This window comes from Vibrio sp. SCSIO 43132 (assembly GCF_019904195.1).
Lineage (GTDB): Bacteria > Pseudomonadota > Gammaproteobacteria > Enterobacterales > Vibrionaceae > Vibrio > Vibrio nigripulchritudo.
The window spans coordinates 397,676-422,172 of the sequence record NZ_CP063199.1; the positions used below are offsets into that span (position 1 = coordinate 397,676).

Annotated in this window: 24 protein-coding genes and 1 riboswitch; of the genes, 3 read left to right on the top strand and 21 right to left on the bottom strand. The window is 48.6% G+C overall.

Going from position 1 to position 24,497, the window contains the following annotated elements; genetic code table 11:
• Positions 1-57: 57 nt before the first annotated feature.
• The 20 genes from ruvX to metK form a co-directional block, all read right to left on the bottom strand.
• On the bottom strand, positions 58-483 hold the full coding sequence (gene ruvX / locus INR79_RS01875; protein ID WP_022549508.1) for a Holliday junction resolvase RuvX: 426 nt from the start codon (positions 481-483) through the stop codon (positions 58-60).
• A 53-nt stretch (positions 484-536) separates the two neighbouring features.
• A complete protein-coding gene (locus INR79_RS01880; RefSeq protein ID WP_004409298.1) occupies positions 537-1,100 on the bottom strand; it encodes a YqgE/AlgH family protein in 564 nt (187 codons plus the stop codon).
• 26 nt (positions 1,101-1,126) lie between these two features.
• Positions 1,127-2,074 carry a glutathione synthase gene (gene gshB, locus INR79_RS01885; protein WP_223095798.1) on the bottom strand — a complete coding sequence of 316 codons (948 nt, stop codon included), beginning with the start codon at positions 2,072-2,074 and terminating at the stop codon, positions 1,127-1,129.
• A 14-nt stretch (positions 2,075-2,088) separates the two neighbouring features.
• Positions 2,089-2,820, bottom strand: a complete 732-nt coding sequence (gene rsmE / locus INR79_RS01890) for a 16S rRNA (uracil(1498)-N(3))-methyltransferase (protein WP_223095800.1) — start codon at positions 2,818-2,820, stop codon at positions 2,089-2,091.
• Positions 2,821-2,925: 105 nt separating this feature from the next.
• Positions 2,926-3,627 carry an endonuclease gene (locus INR79_RS01895; protein WP_223095802.1) on the bottom strand — a complete coding sequence of 234 codons (702 nt, stop codon included), beginning with the start codon at positions 3,625-3,627 and terminating at the stop codon, positions 2,926-2,928.
• An 87-nt stretch (positions 3,628-3,714) separates the two neighbouring features.
• A complete protein-coding gene (locus tag INR79_RS01900; RefSeq protein WP_223095804.1) occupies positions 3,715-4,215 on the bottom strand; it encodes a SprT family zinc-dependent metalloprotease in 501 nt (166 codons plus the stop codon).
• Positions 4,216-4,268: 53 nt separating this feature from the next.
• Positions 4,269-5,066, bottom strand: coding sequence for a DUF2189 domain-containing protein (locus tag INR79_RS01905; RefSeq protein WP_004409309.1), 798 nt, complete (start codon positions 5,064-5,066; stop codon positions 4,269-4,271).
• A gap of 335 nt (positions 5,067-5,401) precedes the next feature.
• Entirely contained in the window at positions 5,402-6,706 is a 1,305-nt protein-coding gene (locus INR79_RS01910; protein ID WP_223095805.1) for a cobyrinate a,c-diamide synthase, read from the bottom strand.
• A gap of 27 nt (positions 6,707-6,733) precedes the next feature.
• The gene (gene cobM / locus INR79_RS01915) at positions 6,734-7,510 is read right to left on the bottom strand and encodes a precorrin-4 C(11)-methyltransferase (RefSeq protein WP_223095806.1); all 777 of its coding nucleotides are present in this window, start codon (positions 7,508-7,510) and stop codon (positions 6,734-6,736) included.
• A 1-nt stretch (position 7,511) separates the two neighbouring features.
• The gene (cobJ, locus tag INR79_RS01920) at positions 7,512-8,330 is read right to left on the bottom strand and encodes a precorrin-3B C(17)-methyltransferase (RefSeq protein ID WP_223095807.1); all 819 of its coding nucleotides are present in this window, start codon (positions 8,328-8,330) and stop codon (positions 7,512-7,514) included.
• A 2-nt stretch (positions 8,331-8,332) separates the two neighbouring features.
• Positions 8,333-9,175: a sirohydrochlorin cobaltochelatase gene (locus INR79_RS01925; protein WP_223095809.1), complete on the bottom strand. Its 843-nt coding sequence runs from the start codon at positions 9,173-9,175 to the stop codon at positions 8,333-8,335.
• Positions 9,176-9,224: 49 nt separating this feature from the next.
• Positions 9,225-10,832 carry a cobalamin biosynthesis protein gene (locus INR79_RS01930; protein ID WP_262415372.1) on the bottom strand — a complete coding sequence of 536 codons (1,608 nt, stop codon included), beginning with the start codon at positions 10,830-10,832 and terminating at the stop codon, positions 9,225-9,227.
• Positions 10,829-11,614 (bottom strand): precorrin-2 C(20)-methyltransferase, encoded by a 786-nt coding sequence (cobI, locus tag INR79_RS01935; RefSeq protein ID WP_223095811.1) that lies wholly within the window; start codon positions 11,612-11,614, stop codon positions 10,829-10,831. The genes INR79_RS01930 and cobI overlap by 4 nt, the downstream gene beginning before the upstream one ends.
• 52 nt (positions 11,615-11,666) lie before the next feature.
• Positions 11,667-12,941 (bottom strand): precorrin-6y C5,15-methyltransferase (decarboxylating) subunit CbiE, encoded by a 1,275-nt coding sequence (gene cbiE / locus INR79_RS01940; RefSeq protein ID WP_223095813.1) that lies wholly within the window; start codon positions 12,939-12,941, stop codon positions 11,667-11,669.
• Complete coding sequence (locus INR79_RS01945; protein WP_022601644.1) at positions 12,938-13,597, bottom strand: precorrin-8X methylmutase; 660 nt, start codon at positions 13,595-13,597, stop codon at positions 12,938-12,940. Before INR79_RS01945 ends, cbiE begins: the two co-directional genes overlap by 4 nt.
• Complete coding sequence (locus INR79_RS01950; protein WP_223095815.1) at positions 13,594-14,793, bottom strand: cobalt-precorrin-5B (C(1))-methyltransferase; 1,200 nt, start codon at positions 14,791-14,793, stop codon at positions 13,594-13,596. Before INR79_RS01950 ends, INR79_RS01945 begins: the two co-directional genes overlap by 4 nt.
• 109 nt (positions 14,794-14,902) lie before the next feature.
• Positions 14,903-15,033: riboswitch (cobalamin riboswitch) on the bottom strand.
• A 47-nt stretch (positions 15,034-15,080) separates the two neighbouring features.
• Positions 15,081-16,106 carry a FecCD family ABC transporter permease gene (locus INR79_RS01955; protein ID WP_410482890.1) on the bottom strand — a complete coding sequence of 342 codons (1,026 nt, stop codon included), beginning with the start codon at positions 16,104-16,106 and terminating at the stop codon, positions 15,081-15,083.
• Positions 16,093-17,043 (bottom strand): ABC transporter substrate-binding protein, encoded by a 951-nt coding sequence (locus tag INR79_RS01960; RefSeq protein ID WP_223095818.1) that lies wholly within the window; start codon positions 17,041-17,043, stop codon positions 16,093-16,095. Before INR79_RS01960 ends, INR79_RS01955 begins: the two co-directional genes overlap by 14 nt.
• A gap of 1 nt (position 17,044) precedes the next feature.
• Entirely contained in the window at positions 17,045-17,752 is a 708-nt protein-coding gene (locus INR79_RS01965; protein WP_262415373.1) for an ABC transporter ATP-binding protein, read from the bottom strand.
• 251 nt (positions 17,753-18,003) lie between these two features.
• Complete coding sequence (gene metK / locus INR79_RS01970; protein WP_004409338.1) at positions 18,004-19,155, bottom strand: methionine adenosyltransferase; 1,152 nt, start codon at positions 19,153-19,155, stop codon at positions 18,004-18,006.
• A gap of 322 nt (positions 19,156-19,477) precedes the next feature.
• Between metK and tkt the strand changes: the two genes are divergently transcribed.
• Positions 19,478-21,472, top strand: coding sequence for a transketolase (gene tkt, locus INR79_RS01975; protein ID WP_262415374.1), 1,995 nt, complete (start codon positions 19,478-19,480; stop codon positions 21,470-21,472).
• Between the two features lie 47 nt (positions 21,473-21,519).
• Here tkt and INR79_RS01980 read toward each other — a convergent pair whose 3' ends face one another.
• On the bottom strand, positions 21,520-21,756 hold the full coding sequence (locus INR79_RS01980; RefSeq protein WP_022549524.1) for a hypothetical protein: 237 nt from the start codon (positions 21,754-21,756) through the stop codon (positions 21,520-21,522).
• Positions 21,757-22,074: 318 nt separating this feature from the next.
• Between INR79_RS01980 and epd the strand changes: the two genes are divergently transcribed.
• A complete protein-coding gene (gene epd / locus INR79_RS01985) occupies positions 22,075-23,109 on the top strand; it encodes an erythrose-4-phosphate dehydrogenase (RefSeq protein WP_223095820.1) in 1,035 nt (344 codons plus the stop codon).
• Between the two features lie 130 nt (positions 23,110-23,239).
• On the top strand, positions 23,240-24,400 hold the full coding sequence (locus tag INR79_RS01990) for a phosphoglycerate kinase (protein ID WP_004401348.1): 1,161 nt from the start codon (positions 23,240-23,242) through the stop codon (positions 24,398-24,400).
• The last annotated feature ends 97 nt before the right edge of the window (positions 24,401-24,497 follow it).

The window sequence follows — 24,497 nt, forward strand, 5'->3', positions numbered from 1 at the left end:
AAGGGAAGGATTTTATACCTTCCCTTTTTATATTCAACCTGAGTTCCGGGTAAAAGCTTAGCCCCACTGAGCTTCAAACCAGCTTTCCAAAATCACCACAGCCGACTGGCAATCGACATTACCTTTGCTCAGCGCTTTGTATCCGCCCATAGCAAACAGCTCGGAGCGAGCTTCGGTAGTTGAAAGCCGTTCGTCATGCAATTCAACGGGTAAACCAAATCGACCATGCAGACGGTTGGCGAACTTTTTGGCTCGTGGTGTGATGGTTTCAAGTGCGCGACCGTGCAAATCGGCAGGCAAACCGACAACGATTAGATCTGGCTGCCATTCTTTGATCTGCTTTTCGATGTCATCCCAGTTTGGAATGCCATCGTTGGCTTTAAACGCTTTCAGCGGGCTGGCTGTGCCCGTGACTTCCTGACCAATGGCACTGCCAATGCTTTTGGTGCCATAGTCGAAAGCCATGATGGTTCTTGATGTCATGAATATCTCGGTGTGTCTGTTCGAGTGCTGGTATTTTCGGTTATTTGAATTAGTTAGGCGTGTCCAACCTGTGAAGAAAGCTGGCTGGCATCTATGCCTAACATCTGAACCGCTTTTTTCCAGCGCTCGTGAATTGGTGTGTTAAAGATGACATTCGGGTCCGCTTCGATAGTGAGCCAGGAGTTATCCGCTAACTCACTTTCTAATTGACCCGCTTCCCAGCCTGAATAGCCCAAAGCCACTACATAGTTGTCTGGTTCCGCTTCAGTACCTAGAACGCTTAAAATGTCCTTAGAGGTAGTAACCGCAAGTGATTGGGTCATCTGAATGCTGGACTGGTAATGATCTTTGGGTTCATGAAGTATGAATCCGCGATCTTCCGCAACCGGACCGCCATTGAGAACGGGTTTCTCTAAACTGTCGGTATTGAGCTGAGGATGCACCGGATCCACTTCAACCTGCTTCAACATGCCGCCCACGGAGATATCAATCGGAGCATTGATGACAATGCCCATAGCGCCATCGTCACTGTGTTCACATAAGTAAACCACAGTGCGCTTAAAAAACGGGTCTTTCATGCCGGGCATGGCGACCAGAAAATGATTCGCTAAATTCATAATATCTCCAGTGTGAGCCTACTTAATTATTTTTGGACTCGACGCTCGATGGCATCCATCAACTTACCTGTGATAGAAATGTCGAACGCTGCTTCGATTTCACGAATGCAGGTTGGACTGGTGACATTGATTTCAGTCAGTTTGTCGCCAATCACATCCAAGCCAACAAAGATAAGCCCTTTTTCTTTAAGTGTAGGAGCTACTGCGTTCGCTATCTGTAAATCTGTTTCACTTAATGGTCTCGCTTCCCCTCTGCCCCCTGCGGCAAGGTTTCCGCGGGTTTCGCCTTTCGCTGGAATACGCGCTAAGCAGTAAGGCATAGGCTCGCCATCCACCACCAAGATACGTTTGTCGCCGTTACTGATGTCCGGTACAAAAGTTTGTGCCATGGCGTAGTTCTGCGCGTGGTTGGTCAGGGTTTCAATGATCACCGATACGTTTGGATCACCTTGTTTCACACGGAAGATAGACGATCCACCCATACCATCCAACGGCTTAAGGATTACGTCACCGTGTTTTTCCTGAAACTCTCGGATTTTTTCCGCTTTGCGTGTAACAATTGTCGTTGGTGTCAATTCTGGGAACCATGCGGTAAACAGCTTCTCGTTGCAGTCGCGAAGGCTCTGTGGCTTGTTGACGATAAGCGTGCCTTTTTCTTCCGCGCGCTCAAGAATGTACGTCGCGTAGATGAACTCTGTGTCAAACGGAGGATCTTTTCTCATCAAAACCGCATCAAGCTCGGAAAGCTCGATAGTCTGTTCGGATTTGAATTCATACCAGCCAGTGGGATCTTCTTTTAACGAGACCACTTTGGTGTCCGCAATTGGAGTGCCCTGATCCAGATGAAGATCATTCATCTCCATGTAGTGGATTTCCCAGCCACGGCGCTGAGCTTCTAACATCATGGCGAAACTGGAATCCTTCTTGATGTTGATAGAAGAAATAGGATCCATGACTATGCCGATTTTTATCATTCGTTTGTCTCCGTTTATCCAAGGTCGCCAAAGCGGACTTGCAATGCTGTAATTGCGGTTAACGCTGCAGTTTCGGTTCTCAGTACTCGAGGGCCTAGCAACGTTTCTTCAAATTTGTATTTCTCTGTCATACCGATCTCTTCAGCAGACAGACCTCCTTCCGGACCAATAAGCAAACGCACGCGTGTCATTGGTTCTGGCAGGGTATTGATGGAATATTTGGCTCTGGGGTGCAGATTGAGTTTTAAAGCCTCGCTGGGTTCTGCGCACCATTCTTCAAGCTGCATGATAGGGCGAATTTCTGGCACCGTATTACGACCGCATTGTTCACACGCGCTTATTGCAATTTTCTGCCACTGAGCCAATTTCTTCTCGAATCGCTTGGCGTCTAGTTTTACGCCACATCTCTCTGAAATTAAAGGGGTAATAGTATTTACACCCAATTCCACCGACTTTTGAATGGTGAATTCCATTTTTTCGCCACGAGAGATCACCTGCCCAAGGTGGATGTTCAGAGGGGATTCGATACTCGATTCAATGCGCTCACGTACCTCGACGGTCACGTTTTTCTTACTCGACTCAACGATAACGGCGGGGAATTCTGCGTTGCTGCCATCAAACAATAGCACTTCCTGACCCTCGCCCATACGAAGCACTCTGCCTATATGACCTGCGGCATCGTCGCTTAATTTCACCAAGCCCAGTTCTGATATCGTTTCGGGGTGATAAATTCGAGGGATTCGCATCTACTTTTTCCTGCGTGCTATTGGTCATCAGACCCTAAGTGATTAGTGACTAACATGGATGCTACGCAGGGAAAAAACAAGGGGCGAATGCCCCTTTGGTTAGAGTTAAGAGCGATTTAGGCAGGCTTGATAAACAAAAGGATTATGGTTGCCCTGAATGCGGAAGATGCGCTCATCGCGCGTGCATTCCCATTCGTCCACAGGGAAGTGCTTGTTCCAGGCATTCATCAGATTGGTCTGCTGCTTTGAAAGTCGAAAACCGTACTCTTTACTCATGTAAAGGTAGGTGCGTGCAATGGAGCCTTTGGCGCGATCGGGTGGCATTACTTTCCGTTGCTTGAAGTTAACCTGAACTTCACACTGACCATAGGTGGCTCCATCTATCCCATTCCACTGACTGAAATTGTAGTTAGAGCGATCACCGTTTACTTCGCCAATCGCGGGTGCCAGATTGTGTAAGTCGGCTTCCATCAGTTTGAAAGTTTTGTCGTTTCGGGTGCAGTTCTTTCTGCCACCATTTTGCCAGCACTGTCTCTGGTGACCGAACTGCCAGGCTGGCACCACGTGTTCCCACTCAATTCGCGAGGCACGCTTGAGTTGTTTCCTTACTTCATAACCACAGCCATTAAGGTCGGGAATGCCCTTCTTTCCTTTCCACTGAATATCGCAGCCGCAGTAAAAACTGATGGGGTGGTCGGCGTAAATCTTCATCGCTTCTTTTTTGGCTTTAGAAAAAGAAGAGGGAGGAGCAGCATTTAAAGTAACGGGTAGAACAGCAAGCGTGATTAAAATTGGGTAGAGCTTCATAGTTATTGATAATTAGGATTATTAATAAAATGAAGTCTAGCAATGAGATGATAATTTTATCTATAGATAAGCGTTAAATTAACAAAACTAAGACAGTTGAGTGCCTGTAAATTTGAGCTCTCCCTTACAGGAACGACATTGATAGCTCGTCTGACCGCGTTGTATTTTGTTGTGCCTGCGTATCGTCAGAGCATGAACCTGACACTCGCAGCGGTACTCAAAGGTCTTCCCTTGTACGTCTTTTACATCGAACTGGTGAGTGGTATTGGCTTTCACCCCCAGCACTTCTTCCATCACATATCGCCATTCCGCACCGTGTGGTTTTACACGCCCGAATTGTTGGTAAGTGATGAGGTGCGCCACTTCATGCGGGATGACCTCTTTGTAAAACGCTTCCTGATTGCCCGCAAACAAGGTGGGGTTTAGCCGGATTTCCCAGCTTTGAAGATAAGCCTTTCCAGCCGCTTTCCCACGCACGTTGAAATTCCAGACCGGGACGGGAAAGGAGCATCCGAACTTGCTTTCAGCCTGTCGAATGCAACGCCGAATGATCTGGTTGATGGTGTAGCTGGTGGTTGGATTGAGCATAAAAAAGCAGCCTCTGTGACGAGGCTGCTATTGTACTGAAAATGCGGAGCTTGTTAATGGTGACGACGCTGTATTGTTGCCTCGTAGCCATGCCAGGTGCCAAAGCCCAGAATAGGCATGACGATCATCATACCCAGACCAAAGGTCGCAAAACCGATGATAAGCCCACCACAAATGATGAATGCCCAAACAATCATGGCTGGAATATTGGATTTCACCGCGTTGAAGCTGGTGAACACTGCGGTCATGATGTCCACTCTGCGTTCCATCATCATTGGAATGGAAAAGACAGAGATACAGAAAATGATGGTTGAAAGCACAAGCCCGATAAGGGACCCGATCACCAGAAACGGCAGGAAGTCAGCGATAGGTGCACCTTCTACAGAAGGGTAGAGCGCATGAAGTAACGCTGCTATTCGCATCCAGAATATCATGGCGATGCTGAGCATCAGGGCAAATCCCCACTGTGATACTGAATTACGTCCGATGGCGTGCATGGAATGGAGCAGCTTAGGTTTGTGTCCTTTTTCAAGTTCCCACGCTGCATCATATAAGCCAAGTGCGAGGAACGGACCAATAAGCATGTAGACGATAAGACTTGGCAGTACCACTAAGTGCGTACCTTGCCAGTACACCAGACCCACAACGCCAATTGCCGCTGCGGTAAAACAGAGACCATAAAAAGCGCTGATTAAAGGTGTTCGCATTAAGTCGTTTACAGCCATGGCAAGCCAGTGAAATGGCTCGGTGATGCCGATTTTATTACAAGGTATGGTTCTGGCGTATTCTGAATCTGGAATGACGTGTTCTTTTTTATCAGAGACGTCATTTGGACTGAGTGTACGAGGCATAGACCCTCCATGACCGATTCTGCTTGAACTCCGGAGTACTCAACGCTGGCGGAGCTTACTCACAAAACCGAGTTTGAATTTTCCCAGGGCGTGCCGACCTTTTGTGGTTCAACTTTCTCAACAGGGGTCACACACCCATCATCCATAGGTGCTCGATGCCTCGCAGGCGATCAATTTTTGTAAGCGGCGCATCGACTTTACAACGTTAACAATACCCTTTTTCTGAGAAAGGTTGTTAACATTATGTTAACTATTAACTATCCAGAGATAAATATCAAACTTCTTTCGGCTCAATTCTGGGATTTGTTATTGATCACAAGAGAGATGGGTTGACTTCAGAATAAAGTGCCTCGGAATATTTTTACAATAAGATCAGGGTTATAAGGAAAATACCAGTGAGCATATGAGGCTACCGTGGCGTGTTTTACCCATACAGGATCGGTTGGAGTTCCGTATTGAGAGAGTGGTTCAGACAGTATTTTTTCTTCGCTAACGGTCTTTGAGTAGTGAAAAGTGTGTCCGCGTAATGGCTGACCCTGGATACTGGCTTCCAAAATGCCTAGGGCAGCCAGCTTATTTTGCATGTAAGCGTTGGCATTCAAAGCGCCCACTAACTTTTTCGTCTGATCGTTCTTATCCGTCAGTGTTTTGTTCAGATATAGCATGCCGCCACATTCAGCCAGACAAGGCTTACCCTGCTTGATGTGCTCTAAGATCTGTTGATTCAGAGACTCGTTGCTCGCCAGTTTCTCCATATAAAGTTCTGGATAGCCGCCTGGCAGGTATATCGCATCACACTGGGGTAGCTCGTCCTGCGCAAGGGGCGAAAAGTATTTCAGCGTTGCGCCTAATGATTCCAGCAGGTCAATGTTCGCCTGATACAAAAAAGCAAAGCTGGCGTCGTTGGCGATGGCAATTGTCTGGTCTTTCAGTGTACCTGTGACGTCTGGTTTGGATAGAGTTGGTGGATGAAATGATTGGGGAGGAGGTAAGGGAATGTCACCAAACTCACTAATCAATTGTGCGGCGCGATCAAGCCGCTGTTCAATGTCATCCAGTTCTTGTGCCTGCACCAGTCCGAGGTGACGCTCGGGCAGTGAAAGATCCATGTCTTTCGGTAACCAACCGCAAAAAGCCGTTTCTGGTTTCAGGCTTTCTTTCAGCATTTCAGAGTGTCTTTTTGACCCCACACGATTTGCCACTACCCCAAAGACATCAACATCATCCCGGTAAGTCGACAAGCCATGCACCAAAGCACCAAAGGTTTGAGCCATTGCGCCAGCATCCACCACGGCGAGCATGGGTAACTGAAATTTGGCGGCAATGTCAGCACTGGAGCACTTGCCATCAAACATGCCCATGACACCTTCGATAAGAATGACATCTGCTTCCTGAGCCGCCTTGAAGAGCAAACGCTGGCACTCGGCTTCTCCGCACATCCATAAGTCCAGTTGATAGACTGGAGCCCCTGAAGCGAAAGATAGAAACTGGGGATCGATAAAGTCAGGACCCGTTTTAAAGACGCGAACCTTTTTTCCCTGCTGAGTCAGTGCTCGCGCCAGCGCAGCAACAACCGTGGTTTTGCCACTTCCAGATGACGGTGCCCCGACAACCAAAGCAGAGCAATAAGCGGTTTCCATATATTTTTCCTTATCTTCAGCTACCAATCACTCAGATTCATTCGTGACGATGCGCGCCTGTCGACAGGCGTGTGAGAAAGTGGGGTCATAAAGTTTAGAATCGACAAAGCTGTTGTCGCTCAGCACTTTGCTGACAATAATCATTGCGGTTGAGCGAATCCCCTCATCATGCATGATTTGAGCAATGGTGCTTAATGTACCACGAAAAATTCGTTGTTCAGGATGGCTGGCTTTCTCGACCACTGCGACGGGCCAGTCAGGAGGGTAGACATCGGACAGTTCCCTCACGACTTTGCGAATGAGTGTGGCGCTGAGAAATAAACATAATGTTGCCTCATGAGACGCCAGTGAGCGCAAGTTCTCTTTCTCTGGAACCGGCGTGCGACCTGATGCTCGGCTGAGGATAATGGTCTGACACTTTTCAGGAAGCGTCAGCTCTTGCCCGAGTGCTGCTGCGCTGGCCTGAAATGAGCTCACCCCAGGTACGACCTTCCAGTCGATTCCTAACTCATTTAAGCGGCGAGTTTGTTCAGCCAACGATGAGTAAATAGAAAGATCACCAGTTTGAACCCGGGCAACATGTTCCCCTTTCTCGTGAGCGATCTGGTAAACGCGAGTCAGATCATCCAGATCCATGTCCGCAGAGTTGTAAACCTGCGCATCAGGTCGAGCGCGATCAATGACCGCTCTGGGCACCAGGCTACCTGCGTAAACCACAACGGGGCACTCTTCGACAAGCCTAGCCCCTTTCACGGTGATCAAATCTGGATCGCCCGGACCGGCACCAATAAAATAAACCGTCATGTCAGTTCACCTCATTTTTTATTTTCAGTGAGTGTCCACGTTTCTGCCCGTCGAGTACCGAACCGTCTTTAAGCTGATATTTATTGGTGTAGCCTCTGGGTGTAATGATCCAGTCGCCAAAGCGATAGCTGTTGCTATTGCCGACCACGACTGCCGCATTCATACCAAACTCCACCTGAGTAAACTCAGCCAGAGTGGTCAGTGTGACTTGCTGATCTTCGCGGTAGGCAGCATTGACGACGGCAACGGGTGTACTTGGATCTTTATGTTTCAGCAAGATCTCACGAGCAGTTTCGATATGTTGGGTTCGCTTTTTGGATCTCGGGTTATAAAACGTGATGGCAAAATCAGCGATAGCAGCGGCTTCAATGCGCTTGGTGATCACATCCCAAGGAGTGAGTAGATCCGACAAAGAGATGGTGCAGCTGTCGTGACCGAGCGGAGCACCAACCAATGATGCACACGCGTTGGCTGCGGTAATGCCGGGAATAATATCTAACTCAATCTGCTGATTTAGCTGAGGGTTTTGCTCAAGCAGTTCCAGCACCAGTGGCGCCATGGCGTACATGCCCGAGTCTCCTGAGCACACCAGAACCACTTGCTTGCCTTTGGCGGCTTCTTCTACCGCCGCCTGCGCGCGATCCCACTCGCGTGTCATCCCACTTTGGATGACTTCCTGCTCTGCAATCAGTGCGTCGATAAGCTCAACATACGCTTTGTAACCTGCGACTACATCAGCGGTTTTAATGGCGTGCTGCGCGGCTGGCGTAACAAGTTCAATAGAGCCCGGTCCAAGACCAACCAAGGTTAATTTTGCCATGACTAGAGCACTCCTTCGGGAGCGTTAAGACGAATCAATCCTTCTTTAATTTGTCTGTCGATAACGTCCAGAAGCTCAGGTATATCCAGCATACAGAATTTGTCACCTTGAACGGGTTCGGCAATTTTCACTTCGGCATCTTGAGACAAAGCCTCTTTGATCTCGTTGAGATCATTAATAAAGTGGTTGCCTGAAACCAAAAGTAACGGAACTAAGTTAAGTACTGGCTTGCCACCACCGGTATGGAGCGCTTTTATGCGGCTGAGCATTTCATCTTTCAGCAATTGGAAAGGCCACGCTCCTTCGAGTGAACAGGCGAAGTTGCGTTCAGACAGGCTACTCAGAAAGTCAGCGCTGTAGTGAATCGCCTGATGCCCCGGGTTGTCGAGCATAGGGGCACCGTGATGAATGAACACATTAAAATGCTCTCTGGGCATGAAACGTTCGTGCAAGGCAGAAATCAGTCGGGTGGCGAGCTGGCTATGGTGCATGATGGCTGGTGTCTGTTCGATACGGGCTAAGGAGAATTGCTTGAATCCGTCGACAATGGATGTCAGGTATCGGTGTTCATCGGTCGGGAACAAGTACACGGAAACCACTAGAATTCGCTCATAACCCTGCGTATCAAGATCAGCCAGAACTTGCGGAAGGCTAAAACATTGATTGTCTTTACGCGCCAGCTTTTTGATCACCATTTTCGAGCTGGTGGCGACACGAACATGGGTGTCGGGGTAGGTCTCGCGAACACGCTCAGCCAAGTCTTCATACCGCTGCTGTTCAATCACACTGCCAAAGCAGCTAAGAACAATGGCGGTGCCTTGATTGTAATGACGAAGTCGTTTCATGGGTTAACTATCCTTATTTTTTGTATTGGTCTTATTGTTTGTTTTGGTCTTATAGCTTGTTTTGCTCATCGGCACTTTCGATAGGTGCGATGTATTGCGGAGCGAGCCATTGTTTGAGTGGCTTACGCTCGACCAGATGTGTGAAAAGTTCTTTCCAGGTCTGCTCGGTAAACTGATCAATCCCTTTCACCCATAGGCCGTTGTTGATGGGTGTTTCATTGGGTTGAAGGCGTTCGTAGATCACCATCGCCGCACGGTTTCGGCAGGTGCCTGCGCAGTGCGTACGGCTGATTTTGATTCGCTGCTCCCCACTGGCAAAACCAATTGATTTGAGTACTTGCCGTAGGTCATGGGCGAGGTTCTTACTGCCTTCTTTGGCGCAGCGCCCTCCCTCGCAGAGCAGAATGTGGTGGCGGTGATAAAGCATGGGGCGGTTGAGATCGACGTGTTTGGGTTTGCACTGGAATCCATCAACCACTTCGTTACCATGCAGGTTGATTTTGACGTCTTTGTCGAGCCAGTTTTTCCATTTCTTTTTGGCAAGAGGTTCATCATAAGTGATGCGACAGCACGCAAGAGTCATGTTGAAGCCATCCTGCTTGAACTTCCATTTAGGAACGAGGAGTTGAGTACGGGCAGAATGTTTGAGTGCAGACGCTTCTGCCACTGATGAAACACCCGTAATTTTCTTTACGTAATCTGAAGGGTTCTCAATCCCTTCCACTCCATCTAACTCGCTGGTGGAATAAGTGTGAAATGGAATCTGCTCCTGCTCAGAAAGCGCCAGAATACCTTGTTCGTCGGCTTTTAACGCGATGCTTGCCAGTGCGGAAATACTGTATTTAGACAGGTTATGCTCTTCAAGAAATTGATGAATGCCTGCCTGAAGTACCTTCAACGGTGTATTGCGATCGCATCCAATACCAAGGACTAATGACTTAGGTCGCCACAGTACAGTTTTGCTTTGCCATAACGCATAGCCCTTTGGGGTCTCCTCATCTGAGATAAGCACCAGTCCATCCCACTCAGCAGGCTCTACTTTCGTGAGATCTGCATGAGACAAATCCGGGTACGTCATGATGTGTCGGGGCATTGAGCGTTTGTGTTGCCACCAGTTTTTTTCACCAGCATGCTGAACAATCAATACACGTTTCTCGTTGACGACGGCAGCACTGGTTGCCGTGATGGCTGGCTCACATTCAGGATCGAGCGTCCAGCCAAAAGGGGCTCCCAACATATCAACCGACAGGCTGCCAGCGACATCCGATGCGGTAGTAATCACGGGTGTGGCACTAAGCGCTTGTGATATTTGCAATGCAATGGCGTTTGCTCCGCCTCGATGACCTGAAAGTATTGGAATCACAAACTGCCCGTGATCATCAATACAAATCACCCCCGGATCGGTTCGTTTGTCCCGAAGAAGGGGACCTATCATTCGGCTAACGATCCCTGCTGCGAAAAAGCAGATATGGTGGTCGTAATCGGTGAATTTTTCGGTAAAGAAACCAGATAAAGGCAGGGTAAGACTATTGGCATCTGGGTATTCTTCTTTCCCCACAGGTGCGACGAACACGTCTGCAAAAGGAAAGGTTTGTGCCAGCCTTTGAGCTTGCTTTGCGCCGTGCAAGGTAATGGCGTAAATCGCAATCTTCATCATGCTCTCCTGCTTTCCAATACGGCACAGGGTTGCGACTGCGTTGTACCCCGAAGCACTCCGCGACGCGAGCGGACAGAGAGCTGAACCATGGAAAAATAACGGTGCTCATTCGGCACATCATTGAGATCGGTGTACACCTCTTGCTGCTCGGTGGTGGCGTGAGAAACATACGTTGCGCAGTCCAGCATGTTCATCGCCTGAAGCTGTTTAGTGAGCTTAGGAATAACCCGACCGGCTTTGATGAGCATGATGGTGTCAAAATCCAGCACCAGCCTCTCAAGACATTCCAGCCCCCAAGTGGCGGGAACCACACAGAAACGCTCCTGACCGTCTGCCAGAGGGATTTTGGTCTGAGACGGGATTGCCGTAACCGAGGTAATGCCCGGAATGATTACTGGGTCGAGCTCGGGCAAAATCTCAGAAAGTTCTTCCTGAATATAAGCCCAGGTGCTGTAGACGGAAGGATCGCCCTCGGTCGCAAACGCGACGGATTTCCCTTGTCTTAGCAGGCACGCAATAGTCTCAGCGGCTTTTTGCCAGGCGGGAATATTGACATTGGGATCACGCGTCATCGGGAAGTGGAGAAACATCACTTCGCCTTGCATATCGTTTCTTCTCAGGCTGCCATCGACAATGTGTTGAGCAAAGGACTGCTGACTCCCGGCGTCTTTTTCCGGGAAGGCAACAACATCAGCCTGGCTTAAAATGCGGTGTGCTTTTAGCGTTAATAGCTCTGGGTCACCGGTACCCACACCGACCGCATACATAGTTCCTAATTTCATTTTGACTTTCTCATTATTGTATTTTTATGTTGTGTTTTCCTGACCGCGGTATTTATCCAGCCTGCGGTTTGGTGAATGTGAATAAGTGAATGGGGTTCTCTGCCTGATAACGCGTGTAATGCGCCAAAGGAACACCGTTAGAAACGTTGACCAGCTGAACGTGAGTCGGTGCATGATTCTCTTTGCTCCACTGATGAAGCTCGCAGGTAGAGTCCACCGTGACGGCAGAGCCAACAATGACGCCTCCGGGTTTCAGTGCCTCCCAGCAGGTATTCAGAATCGATGTCATATTGCCTCGGCTCCCACCAACGAAGATGCTGTCGGGTGCCGGGAGATGTTCAAGCTGGTTAGGCGCTTTATCCTTAATCAACCTGACATTGTCTGTGCCGTGAGCTCTTAGGTTGGCTTCGATCGACTCGTAACATTCCGGGTTGGACTCGATGGTGAACACCTGCCCCAGATAACATTGTTTCGCCGCTTCGATAGCGACAGAACCAGAACCAGTACCGACATCCCACACCACAGATTGGGGCTGTATGCGCATTGATGAGAGAGCTAAATGGCGAACAGGCTGCTTAGTGATTAGCCCGCGTTTGGGGGTTCGCTTCATAAAGTCATCATCACTGGCGTACTGACCCGCTATCCCCCAGGCATGAGGTTCTGCTCTGTGTAGAATCAGTACATTGAGCGAAGAAAAGTCCCCTGAACCGCATCTGGCAAGATCGTCTATCGACCATTTCGTGATTTTTTCTTCGGTTGAACCCAGATTCTCGCAAACCCAAACCAGCCAGCCTTGCTGGGTGTAGTTGATTAGATGTACTGCAATTCTTGCGGGGTGGTTGTGAGCATCAGTTAACAGGCAGTAACTTGTTCCCCACTGGATCTGGCTGGCTAGTCCTTGAATGACGTCGTCATGCTGTTTACGACCATGCAGCGAGATGGCTTTCATGTCCTGCCACGGGAGCCCGACTCGACTGCAGGCCAGTTGCATGGATGACGGGGAGGGAATAAAGCGCACTTCGTGATGAGGTAACTTATTCAATATCGACTGACCGATACCAAAGAAAAGCGGGTCGCCGGAGGCAAGCACAACAACGCCACCTTCCTCACTTTCTTCTAATACCTGAGCAAACCAAGGTTGGTAGCCCTGATTCATGGACAAACGTTCCCCTTTGAATTGTGGGAACCAGTCCAGAAGACGGTCGTTACCTGCGATGACCCTTGCCGATTCCACGGCATTCACAGCTCGGCTGGTTAAGCTCAGGCACCCGTCTTCGGGCACACCAACTACCGTGACAGCGGCATTTGGTAATGTCGCGCAAGTCATTGTATCGACTCCGCGAGCAGAGCATGGATAGTAGACACCACCAGCGGGCTACCCCCCTTGCGACCTAAGCTCGCAATGTAAGGCACTTGATTTTGCTCTGTCAGTGCTTGTTTGGATTCATCGGCTTTAACGAAACCCACGGGGATACCAATGATTAATGCGGGCTTTGCCTCGCCAGCTTCTATCATTCGAAGCAGTTCCAGCAAAGCCGTTGGAGCGTTCCCGACCCCGACAATCGCACCGTCAAGTTGCCCACTATCTCGTGCATAGCGCATGGCGTGAATCGCACGTGTCTCTCCAGTCGTTTTTGCGGTTTGGATGACTTCGGGGTGGCTGATAAAGCAGTGTGCCTGATTGCCATACACTTTTAGCCGAGCCTGATTCAGACCTGTGACGATCATGCTGACATCCGTGATGATATTGGCACCAGATTTTAGTGCGGAAATGGCTGTTTCGATGGCGTTGTCGCTGAATCGATAGAGCTGCGCGTATTCGAAATCGCCTGTGGTATGAATGGCGCGACGAACGACATTCCACTCACCCTTTTGAAATGAATGCCCTCCGTGAAGCGTCTCTATTTCGTGGTCGATGATCGAGAACGAGTCACTTTCTATTTGCTGACCTTGCTTGGTCATTTGACGCATATCGTTGGTCATTGAGCCTCCTGTTGAGTGGCATGGGTATTTGATGAGTCTGGGGTTTTCGGTATATCCCCTTTCGGACAGGCGTGTTCCGCCAGCAAATCGCCATTAAAGTCGATCAGTTTGAATTCGATACTCACAGCATGTTTCACGTAGATGGCGGCATGTTCAGCCGCTTGTTGGCACAGAACCGATAAAAACAGAGGGTTAGGAGCTGAGCGAGTGCTTTGCGCATCTTTCCAGATTTCAAGCACATGTCTTCCCGTATTGGCTTGCCTGATCTGGTTGGCAAAGTCACTCGATTCGCCAACCTGAATGGCGAGGTCAGCCAGCAGTGAAAAATCGATCGCTTTGCCTGAAACATGAGTCATCATGTGCCCTGCAACCATTTTTCCTAGCTTGCCAATCATGGCAACGACGGTCACTTTATCTACCTGATAGCGTTTGGCAGAGCGAAGCCCCACACCGACAAAGTCCCCAGCCTGAATAAAACACATAGAAGGGTAGTCGGGGAGCATGGTCATTGCTGATTTTTCCGTTCGCGACCCGGTAGTAAGCACTAAATGATTCTGCCCATTCTGCCGAGCGATCTGAACCGATTGACGGACAGACGCCGAGAACGCGGACGTTGAGTAGGGCTTCACCGTGCCGCGAGTGCCCAGAATGGAGATACCCCCGATGAGCCCAAGCCTTGGACCAATCGTTTCCTTAGCCCGATCTTCACCATCTGGAACACAAATTTCCAGAGATATGCCCGCAGCTTGTCTTTGCGATGAGGTGGACTGATTCCATTCCAGCATCACCATATCCAGAATGTTTTTGCGTGGAACCGGGTTGATGGCAGCTTCTCCAACTGGAAGCTCCAGACCGGGCAGAGTTACCCGCGCCACGCCAACTCCTCCTTCTATGGTGAACCCAGGGGTGGGTTGCCATCGAGCAATGCACTGAATGTGCGCTTCATGAGTACAATCAGGGTCGTCGCCCGCATCTTTTATAACACTGGCGGTTACTGTTTGTTCCATTGTGTGGATAAAAGCCACTTTAAACGTAGCGGGTTCACCGTTAGGTAAGGTGATGGAAATGTAGTCAGGCTGGTGGCTTGTCAACAGAGTCTGGACCGCAGCTCTGCTCGCAGCTGCGGCGCAAGCTCCTGTGGTAAATCCACTTCGGAGTTCTGACTTGTTTTTTGAGCGTTTAACTTTCGTGACCACTGTATTCTCATCTAAGCTAGCGAACTTTTTTTGAATACAGAGCGCTCCCCTGAGGTCACAAGGAAGTAAAAGGTATTTGAGTAATCCCGCTCGGTATTCATGTGTGTTCAGGTATTCTGACTTACGATGTCGAGGAACTCGCCGCGTCTTACTCCTTCCCAAATCCTTTGATTCAGTGGCTTGTAAAACGCTCATCGCTTACAGCTGCGGGTACAGTTCAGGAGTTACACCTGATTCCCTGAGGGTTGTTTACATTACAATCTACGTTTTACTGTCTTCTCCGTTTTCTAGTTACCATCTCGCTTCTCCATCAGAATCGAGATAATAAACAAGGCACCAAATGCGGTGGTGACGACGCCTAAAGGCAATTCTTGTGGTGCAACAAGCGTTCTGGCGAGAATGTCACTAAGCAGCATCACCAGCGCACCTATCAGTGCCGATGTTATGAGCAGCTTTTTGTGTAATGGTCCGGCTATTTTCTTTGCGATGTGCGGCACCATCAGACCGATAAAACCCACGACGCCGATGATCGAGACGAAGCATGAAGTCGCAAAAGCACAGACAACAAACACCACGGTTTGCAGCTTTTTGGTATTGACGCCTATGGTTTGAGCAACGTCATCTCCGGCAAGTAAACAGTCGAGCTGGCGGTAGCAGTGCGCCCCCAATATCCCCAATACTGATAGTCCGGTAATCACGATGAGAAGGTTGTCCCAACGTGCACTGCCTAAACCGCCCAGCGACCAGAAAAGGATGGAGTGAGCGGCACGTTGGTCGCCATTAAAAACTAAGAAATTCGTGAGTGCAGTGAACAGGAACGAAATCGCTAGCCCAGCCAGAACGATCTGAGATGACGCTTGCCCGCGCACTTTTCTGACCAGAAACAACACCGCGGTGGCGGAAACTATGCCACCGATAAATGAGGCGAGGGGAAGCGTCCAGATGCCTATGGTGCTCCCGATAACCGTGATGACAAATACGGCGCCGGTCGCCGCACCAGATGACAAGCCAAAGATAAAAGGGTCGGCAAGATCGTTTTTAGTGACGGTTTGCAACAGCGCCCCGACAACCCCCAGACCCGCTCCACAGATCATTGCTACTAAAGTTCTGGGAAGGCGCAAATGCAACACCACTTGAGCGATAGGCGTATCTATATTGGATTCCAATGCCTTCGAGACAACCTCGATAACCTGCGCCAGGGAAAGGTTAACGCTCCCCAGGCTCAAGGAAAGCAAGGCTAACGCCATGAACAGTACACTGAACATGGTGGTGCTCAGCGTGACTGGATTGAAAAGAAGGCTACGGCTGTTCATTGATCGCCTGAATGCGTATTGCCAGTTTCTCAATGGCATCTAGATTAGCCGGTCCCGGCGTGATTTCCTCATAGCGCAAGGGTACGTATTGACTGAATTTCACCGCAGCTGTGGTTTTCATAGCTGGGTGCTTTTCTAGGAAACGCTGCATCCCTTTGGCTCCCGTACCATTTTGATAATCCAAAAGAATAATCAAATCCGGGTTATGCAATGCCACGGATTCCCAAGAGGTTACACCCCAGCTTATGTCGAGATCTTTCATAATGTTCTCGCCACCCGCTGCTTCAATCATGGCGCTGACAATGGCGTATTTTCCTGCCGTAAAAGGCTTGTCTTCGCCTGAATCGTAAAGAAAGACTTTGAGAGGTTTTTGTCCTTTGGTGCTGTTCTGAATCTTGGTTAACTGGTTTTTCCAGTCCGAGATCAGTTGAGTTGCTTTGTCCTGTTTACCAAATAAGGTGGCAAGGCGGTTCACATCATCGAACATCTGCTCCATGGTGGCGGGCTTTTTGTTTTTCAGAATATGGCTGCAGCTTTCATTCAGGATAAGGGTATCGGTGCCAAACTCTTTCAGTGCTTCAGGTGTTACGGAGCCGCCAAGTCTCATCCCATAATTCCAACCAGCAAAAAACACATCGGGTTTGGCATTGACCAAAACTTCCAGAGAAGGGTACTTCGGCGCCAACTCTGGAATGCTGCCTTGCAACTGCTTAAAAGCTGGAGTGGTTTTGTAGTACCCACTGATGCCGGTTACGCCAATCATGTGTTCATTAAGCCCTAGCACAAAAGCCATCTCCGACATATTGATATCGTGAGTGATCAAGGTTTTCGGAGGAGTATCCAGAGTAAGCGGTGTTCCGCAGTTATCGACGGTGATTTGAGCGTGAATGGGCGCAGTAAAAAGTAAGCAGAGTGCTGAGGCGAAAATTCTTTTCATCTTAAGTCGTTCCTTGGACCAGTTCTATATCAAGAAAAGGGCTGGTGTTTAAAGTCCGTGTGTTGGTGGCATGGATGACGTCTACATCAAAAATGGATTGAAGCTGCTGTTGAGAAAGCAAGGTTTCAGAGCGACCTTTGGCGATAAGCCTGCCGCGTTCCAGTATGGCAATGTGAGTAGCAAATTTAGCGGCAAGGGTAATGTCGTGGAGCGAACAAATCAGAGTGGTGTTCTTTTGTTTGAGTAGTGATAGCACTTCACCTTGTGCACATGGGTCCAGATGATTAAGCGGTTCATCTAAAACCATAAATTCGGTTTGCTGACATAGCGCTCTGGCGATATGTGCCCGCTGCTTCTGACCTCCCGATAATTGCCCGAGCCTCTTATCCAGCAAGGAATCGATTTTCAATGCACTGGTCACTGTCTCGATAAATGGCTGGGAGGGGAGTGGCGGTGAGGAAGTCAGTCGAATGTACTCTTGCAGCGTTAAGCGACTATCGACATTACTATGTTGAGGGACATAGCTGATGAGTTTCGCTTTTTCCTCATGCTTCATGCGACTGAGCGACTTCTGATTAAAGGTCACGTCACCAGTAAACGGGAGTAAATTGGCGATGGCTTTCAGTAGAGAGGTTTTGCCAGAACCATTACGCCCGATGATCACCCAGCGCTCATTTCTTTGAATTTCAAGATCCAAAGGATGAAGCACAAGTGCCTGTTGTAACTGGACAGAAAGGTTGTGGCAATGGAGCATGAGCAGCAGAGAATGATAGTTATTTAATGCGTCTCTGCAATCTATCGGGTTAACGTTTGCGTGACTTTGATCTAGGCACGTAAAATCCCCACAAATTCAAATTAAATTAATGATGTAGCAGGTATTCGAGAGGTGAAATGGATGTAAAAAAGCCTCTGAGAATCAGAGGCTTTCGAATACGTTATTTGTCAGAAAAGGTAAGAACCTTACAGGCCAGCAAACTCACGCAGAATTACGGCTTTATCTGTCGCTTCCCATGGGAATTCTTCACGACCGAAGTGGCCGTAAGCTGCTGTCTTCTGGTAGATAGGCTGAAGCAGGTTCAGCATTTCCTGAAGACCGTATGGGCGTAAGTCGAAGTTCTGACGAACGGCTTCGATGATGATGTCGTGAGACACTTTCTCAGTACCGAAAGTTTCCACCATGATAGACGTTGGATCAGCAACACCGATAGCGTAAGAAAGCTGAATCTCACAACGGTCAGCCAGACCTGCAGCAACGATGTTCTTCGCAACGTAACGTGCAGCGTAAGCGGCACTGCGGTCAACTTTTGATGGATCTTTACCAGAGAATGCACCGCCGCCGTGACGAGCTGCACCACCGTAGGTATCAACGATGATCTTACGACCAGTCAGACCACAGTCACCCATAGGACCACCGATAACAAAACGACCGGTTGGGTTGATGAAGAACTTAGTCTCTTTGTTCAGCCACTCAGAAGGCAGTACTGGCTTGATGATTTCTTCCATTACTGCTTCACGAAGGTCAGGCGTTGAAACCGAATCACAGTGCTGAGTTGAAAGTACAACTGCATCGATGCCTACGATCTTACCTTGATCGTATTGGAACGTTACCTGAGATTTTGCATCTGGGCGCAACCAAGGAAGTGTTTCGTTTTTACGAACTTCCGCTTGCTTTTGAACCAGTAGGTGAGAGTAAGTGATTGGAGCTGGCATGAATACATCAGTTTCATTGGTTGCGTAACCAAACATGATGCCCTGATCGCCCGCGCCTTGTTCTTTAGGGTCAGACTTATCAACACCCTGGTTGATGTCTGGAGACTGCTTACCAATGGTGTTCAGAACCGCACAGGAATCTGCATCGAAACCCATGTCTGAGTGAACATAGCCGATGTCACGAACCGTCTGGCGTGTCAGCTCTTCGATGTCTACCCATGCTGAAGTGGTGATTTCACCACCCACCATTACCATGCCCGTCTTCACATAGGTTTCACACGCTACGCGAGCTTTTGGGTCTTGTGCCAGAATCGCATCAAGAACTGCATCAGAAATTTGGTCTGCAATCTTATCTGGATGACCTTCTGAAACAGACTCAGAAGTGAATAGGTGCTTTGCCATGATAGCTCCACTAAAAAAGGTGAAGAGACCGGTTTTATGTAACCCATCTCGTTTAAATACAGTATTTTTTGTAGGTGTTTCTACATCTAGACGTCTATTCTAATTTCGAAAAGGCAGATTTCAAGCAAATTTTGTACATATCTCATAACCAATCGATTGCGCAATGTTGCGTATTTTCGAAGACGTTGGCGCAGATTGTAGAAAAAGAGTAGTGAACGTCACGAAAATGGTCGGTAAATCGATTGCAGCACCTATTGTGCTTTGCGACAATACGCCCTCACAATTTCTACTTTCAATTCGCTTAATGCATTCAGGAGCAGACATGTCCTCTCGTAAACATCTGGCTAACGCAATTCGTGCTCTGAGCATGGATGGCGTTCAAGCAGCGAACTCCGGTCACCCAGGCGCACCTATGGGTATGGCAGACATCGCTGAAGTTCTTTGGCGCTCTCACCTAAACCACAACCCATCGAACCCTGAGTGGGCAGACCGCGACCGCTTTGTGCTGTCTAACGGTCACGGCTCTATGCTGATTTACTCTCTGCTTCATCTGGCGGGTTACGATTTGCCAATCGAAGAGTTGAAGAACTTCCGTCAACTGCACTCTAAGACCCCAGGTCACCCGGAATACGGTTACGCACCAGGTGTTGAGACGACGACAGGTCCTCTGGGTCAGGGCATCACCAACGCAGTGGGCATGGCACTGGCAGAGAAATCTCTGGCGGCGCAGTTCAACAAAGACGGTCACGACATTGTTGACCACTTCACTTACGCTTTCATGGGCGACGGCTGTCTGATGGAAGGCATCTCGCACGAAGCGTGTTCACTTGCAGGCACATTGGGTCTTGGCAAGCTGATTGCGTTCTGGGATGACAACGGCATCTCTATCGACGGTGAAGTGGAAGGCTGGTTCTCTGACGACACGCCTAAGCGTTTTGAAGCGTACGGCTGGCATGTGATTCCAGCGGTCGACGGTCACGATGCTGAAGCCATTAATGCAGCAATTGAAGCGGCGAAAGCTGACCCTCGCCCGACGTTGATTTGTACTAAGACCATCATCGGTTTCGGTTCACCAAATAAATCCGGTTCGCACGACTGTCACGGTGCACCATTGGGTCATGAAGAAATTGCAGCAGCACGTGAGTTTTTAGGTTGGGAGCACGGTCCTTTTGAAATTCCGCAGGAAGTCTACGCAGAGTGGTCTGCGAAAGAAGCAGGCGCAGCTAAGGAAGCAGCGTGGAACGAGAAATTTGCAGCTTATGAAGCAGCGTATCCAGAGCTTGCCGCTGAATTCAAGCGTCGAGTAAACGGCGACCTGCCAGCAGAATGGGAAGCGAAAGCGAACCAAATCATTGCTGACCTTCAGGCAAACCCAGCCAACATCGCATCACGTAAAGCGTCTCAAAACGCACTGGAAGCGTTCGGCGCTATCCTGCCTGACTTCATGGGCGGCTCGGCTGACCTTGCGCCTTCAAACCTGACCATGTGGTCTGGCTCTAAGTCACTGACGGCAGAAGATGCGTCCGGTAACTACATCCACTACGGTGTGCGTGAGTTCGGAATGACGGCCATCATGAACGGTATCGCGCTTCACGGTGGTTTTGTCCCTTACGGCGCGACCTTCCTGATGTTCATGGAATACGCGCGTAACGCGATGCGTATGGCGGCACTGATGAAAGTGCAGAACATTCAGGTGTACACGCACGACTCTATCGGTCTGGGTGAAGATGGTCCGACTCACCAGCCGGTTGAGCAAATCGCTTCTCTTCGCCTGACGCCAAACATGAGCACATGGCGTCCATGTGACCAGGTAGAATCTGCGGTAGCATGGAAACTGGCGATTGAGCGCAAAGACGGTCCTACGTCTCTGATTTTCTCTCGTCAGAACCTTGCCCAGCAAGAGCGTGACACGGCACAAGTTGCTGACATCGCCAAAGGCGGCTACATCCTGAAAGACAGCGATGGCAAGCCTGATCTTATCCTGATTGCAACTGGCTCAGAAGTGGAGCTGACTGTTGAAGCAGCAGCAAAACTGACTGAAGCAGGTAAGAAAGTTCGCGTCGTATCTATGCCTTCTACGGATGCATTCGACAAGCAAGACGCAGCTTACCGTGAATCCGTACTGCCATCAGACGTGACTGCGCGTATCGCAGTTGAAGCGGGCATCGCTGACTTCTGGTACAAGTACGTAGGCTTCGACGGTCGCATCATCGGTATGACGACATTCGGTGAATCTGCACCAGCAGGCGAACTGTTCAAGATGTTCGGTTTCACCGTAGAAAACGTGGTTGAGACGGCAAACGAACTGTTGGCTTAATCAAGTAGCCAAAAGAAAAAAACCGAGCCAGTGGCTCGGTTTTTTTATCACTCGAATTCGTTTCCGCGATTGTCCAGCGATTTGGTGTTACACGCTTTACAGGTGACGTAGCGATTCATATCGTGGTATTCACCTGCGTTTATCCATGAATGGAGAAACAGCTTTATTCTGCCGGATATAGAATAGTCGGTATCGTAGCGGCTTGGCTTACGTACCATCATTTCTTTGTGGCTGGTGGTCGTCCTACAGGTATCACAATACTGTTCGGCTGGCCATTCTGTCATGTGCGTGTCCTTTTGGTGAAAAAATGATTTTAGAAAGCGCCAAAAGTTGCACGTGATTAATGTACTAGAATAAATTTCTAATGTTCAAAGAGTTAGATGATTTGATGCGAGTGACTTCATGTTTTTAACTTGTTGCTTTGCAAGTTCCAAGTAAGTCAAAATTGAATCCTATCATTTGTGCCATTCACAGCAAGGCATCAGGTGCGGTTTTGGTGCGATGAAGGCAGGTTCAGACAAAGGTTAACCTCAGTTAGCTTGTGAAGTTTTAGTAATATCAGTTACTATCTGTTCCACGCAATTTATGTGAGGACAGCGGTGATGCTAAAAGTCGCGATCAACGGATTTGGTCGAATTGGACGCAATGTTTTGCGTGCAGTCTATGAAAGCAATAAGAACCAGCAGATCAAAGTGGTTGCGGTGAATGAACTGGCTCAGCCTGAAGCCATGGCACACCTACTTCAATACGACACTTCTCACGGTCGGTTTTTCAAAAAAGTTTCTCACGATCAAGAGCATCTGTTTATTCATCACGAAAGTGGTGAACATGACTCTATTAGAATTCTGCATCTGGAAGACATCAACTTATTACCATGGCGTGATCTTGAGGTCGATGTAGTGCTTGATTGTACTGGCGTATATGGCTCTCAGGAAGATGGCCAGAAGCACATTGCAGCAGGTGCTAAAAAAGTGCTGTTTTCACACCCAGGTGCAAGTGATTTAGACAACACCATTATTTATGGAGTGAACCACGAATCTCTCGTGGCAGAACACAATGTGGTTTCGAATGGTTCTTGTACCACGAACTGTATTGTCCCAATTATCAAAGTGTTAGATGAAGCCTTTGGCATCGACTCTGGTACCATTACTACCATTCACTCTTCTATGAATGACCAGCAGGTCATTGATGCGTACCACTCGGACCTGCGTCGTACGCGGGCTGCGAGCCAATCTATCATTCCTGTCGATACTAAGTTACATTTGGGAATCGAACGTATATTTCCGAAATTTTCCAACAAATTTGAAGCAATTTCGGTGCGTGTTCCCACAGTAAACGTCACCGCAATGGATTTAAGTGTAACAATAAATACGAATGTGAAAGTTAATGACGTAAATCAAACCATTATTAACGCATCTCGGTGTACATTACACAACATTGTTGACTATACTGAGGCGCCGTTAGTTTCCATCGACTTTAATCACGACTCCCACAGTGCCATTGTAGACGGCTCACAAACGCGTGTGAGCAACGGACATCTTGTGAAGATGCTGGTGTGGTGTGATAACGAATGGGGTTTTGCTAACAGGATGCTTGATACGGCGTTGACCATGCACAAATTGGGCTATACAACGTAGTAAAAGTTTAATTTTGGGGCTTGAAATAAATGCAATTCGCCCCAATTTATGCAAGCAGTTTTAGAATTTATTGGCTTAGCAAGAAGCTGAGCTTTCAGACTTTATAAATTGAACGTTGAGAGGACAAATCATGTCTGTAATCAAGATGACTGACCTGGAACTAGCAGGTAAACGTGTATTCATCCGTGCTGACCTAAACGTACCGGTAAAAGAAGGCAAAGTGACTTCTGATGCACGTATCCTTGCTTCTCTGCCTACTATCAAGCACTGCCTAGAAGCAGGCGCGAAAGTAATGGTGACTTCTCACCTAGGTCGTCCAACTGAAGGTGAATACGCTGAAGAGTTCTCTCTACAACCTGTAGTTAACTACCTTAACGACGCACTAGATTGCGACGTGAAACTGGCAAAAGATTACCTTGACGGTCTTGAGCTAAACACTGGTGAGCTAGTTGTTCTGGAAAACGTTCGCTTCAACAAAGGCGAAAAGAAAAACGAAGAAGAACTGTCTAAGAAATACGCGGCACTTTGTGACATCTTCGTAATGGATGCATTTGGTACAGCTCACCGTGCACAAGCGTCTACTCACGGTGTTGGCATGAACGCGCCAATCGCATGTGCGGGTCCTCTTCTTGCGGCTGAACTGGAAGCACTAGGTAAAGCGATGGATAACCCAGAGCGTCCTCTGGTTGCTATCGTTGGTGGTTCTAAAGTTTCTACTAAGCTGACTGTTCTTGAGTCTCTTTCTAAAGTCGCAGACCAACTTGTTGTTGGTGGTGGTATCGCAAACACCTTTATCGCGGCTGATGGTCACAACGTAGGTAAATCTCTATACGAAGCAGACCTGGTTGAAACTGCACAGAAACTAATGAAAGAGTGTTCTATCCCAGTAGCGACTGACGTGGCATGTGCAAAAGCGTTTGACGAAAATGCAGAAGCGGAAATCAAGCCAGTTTCTGAAGTAGCTGATGACGACATGATCTTCGACTTGGGTCCAGACTCAACAGCTGCTCTTGCTGAAATCATCGGTAACGCGAAAACCATCCTTTGGAACGGTCCTGTTGGCGTATTTGAATTCAAGAACTTCGAAGCGGGTACAGCGGGTATCTCTAAAGCAATCGCTGAATCTGCAGGTTTCTCTGTAGCAGGTGGCGGTGACACACTAGCCGCTATCGACAAGTTCGGTATCAAGGGCGACGTTTCTTACATCTCTACAGGTGGCGGTGCGTTCCTTGAATTCGTTGAAGGCAAAGTTCTGCCTGCAGTAGCGATGCTAGAAGAGCGCGCTAAGTAAAGAATTATCGAGAGCGGGGGAGCATTCTCCCGCTTTCTTGTTTGCTGCATGCCGAATGGTTCTCTGTTAGAATACCCCGCGTTGTGAGCAAACGTTT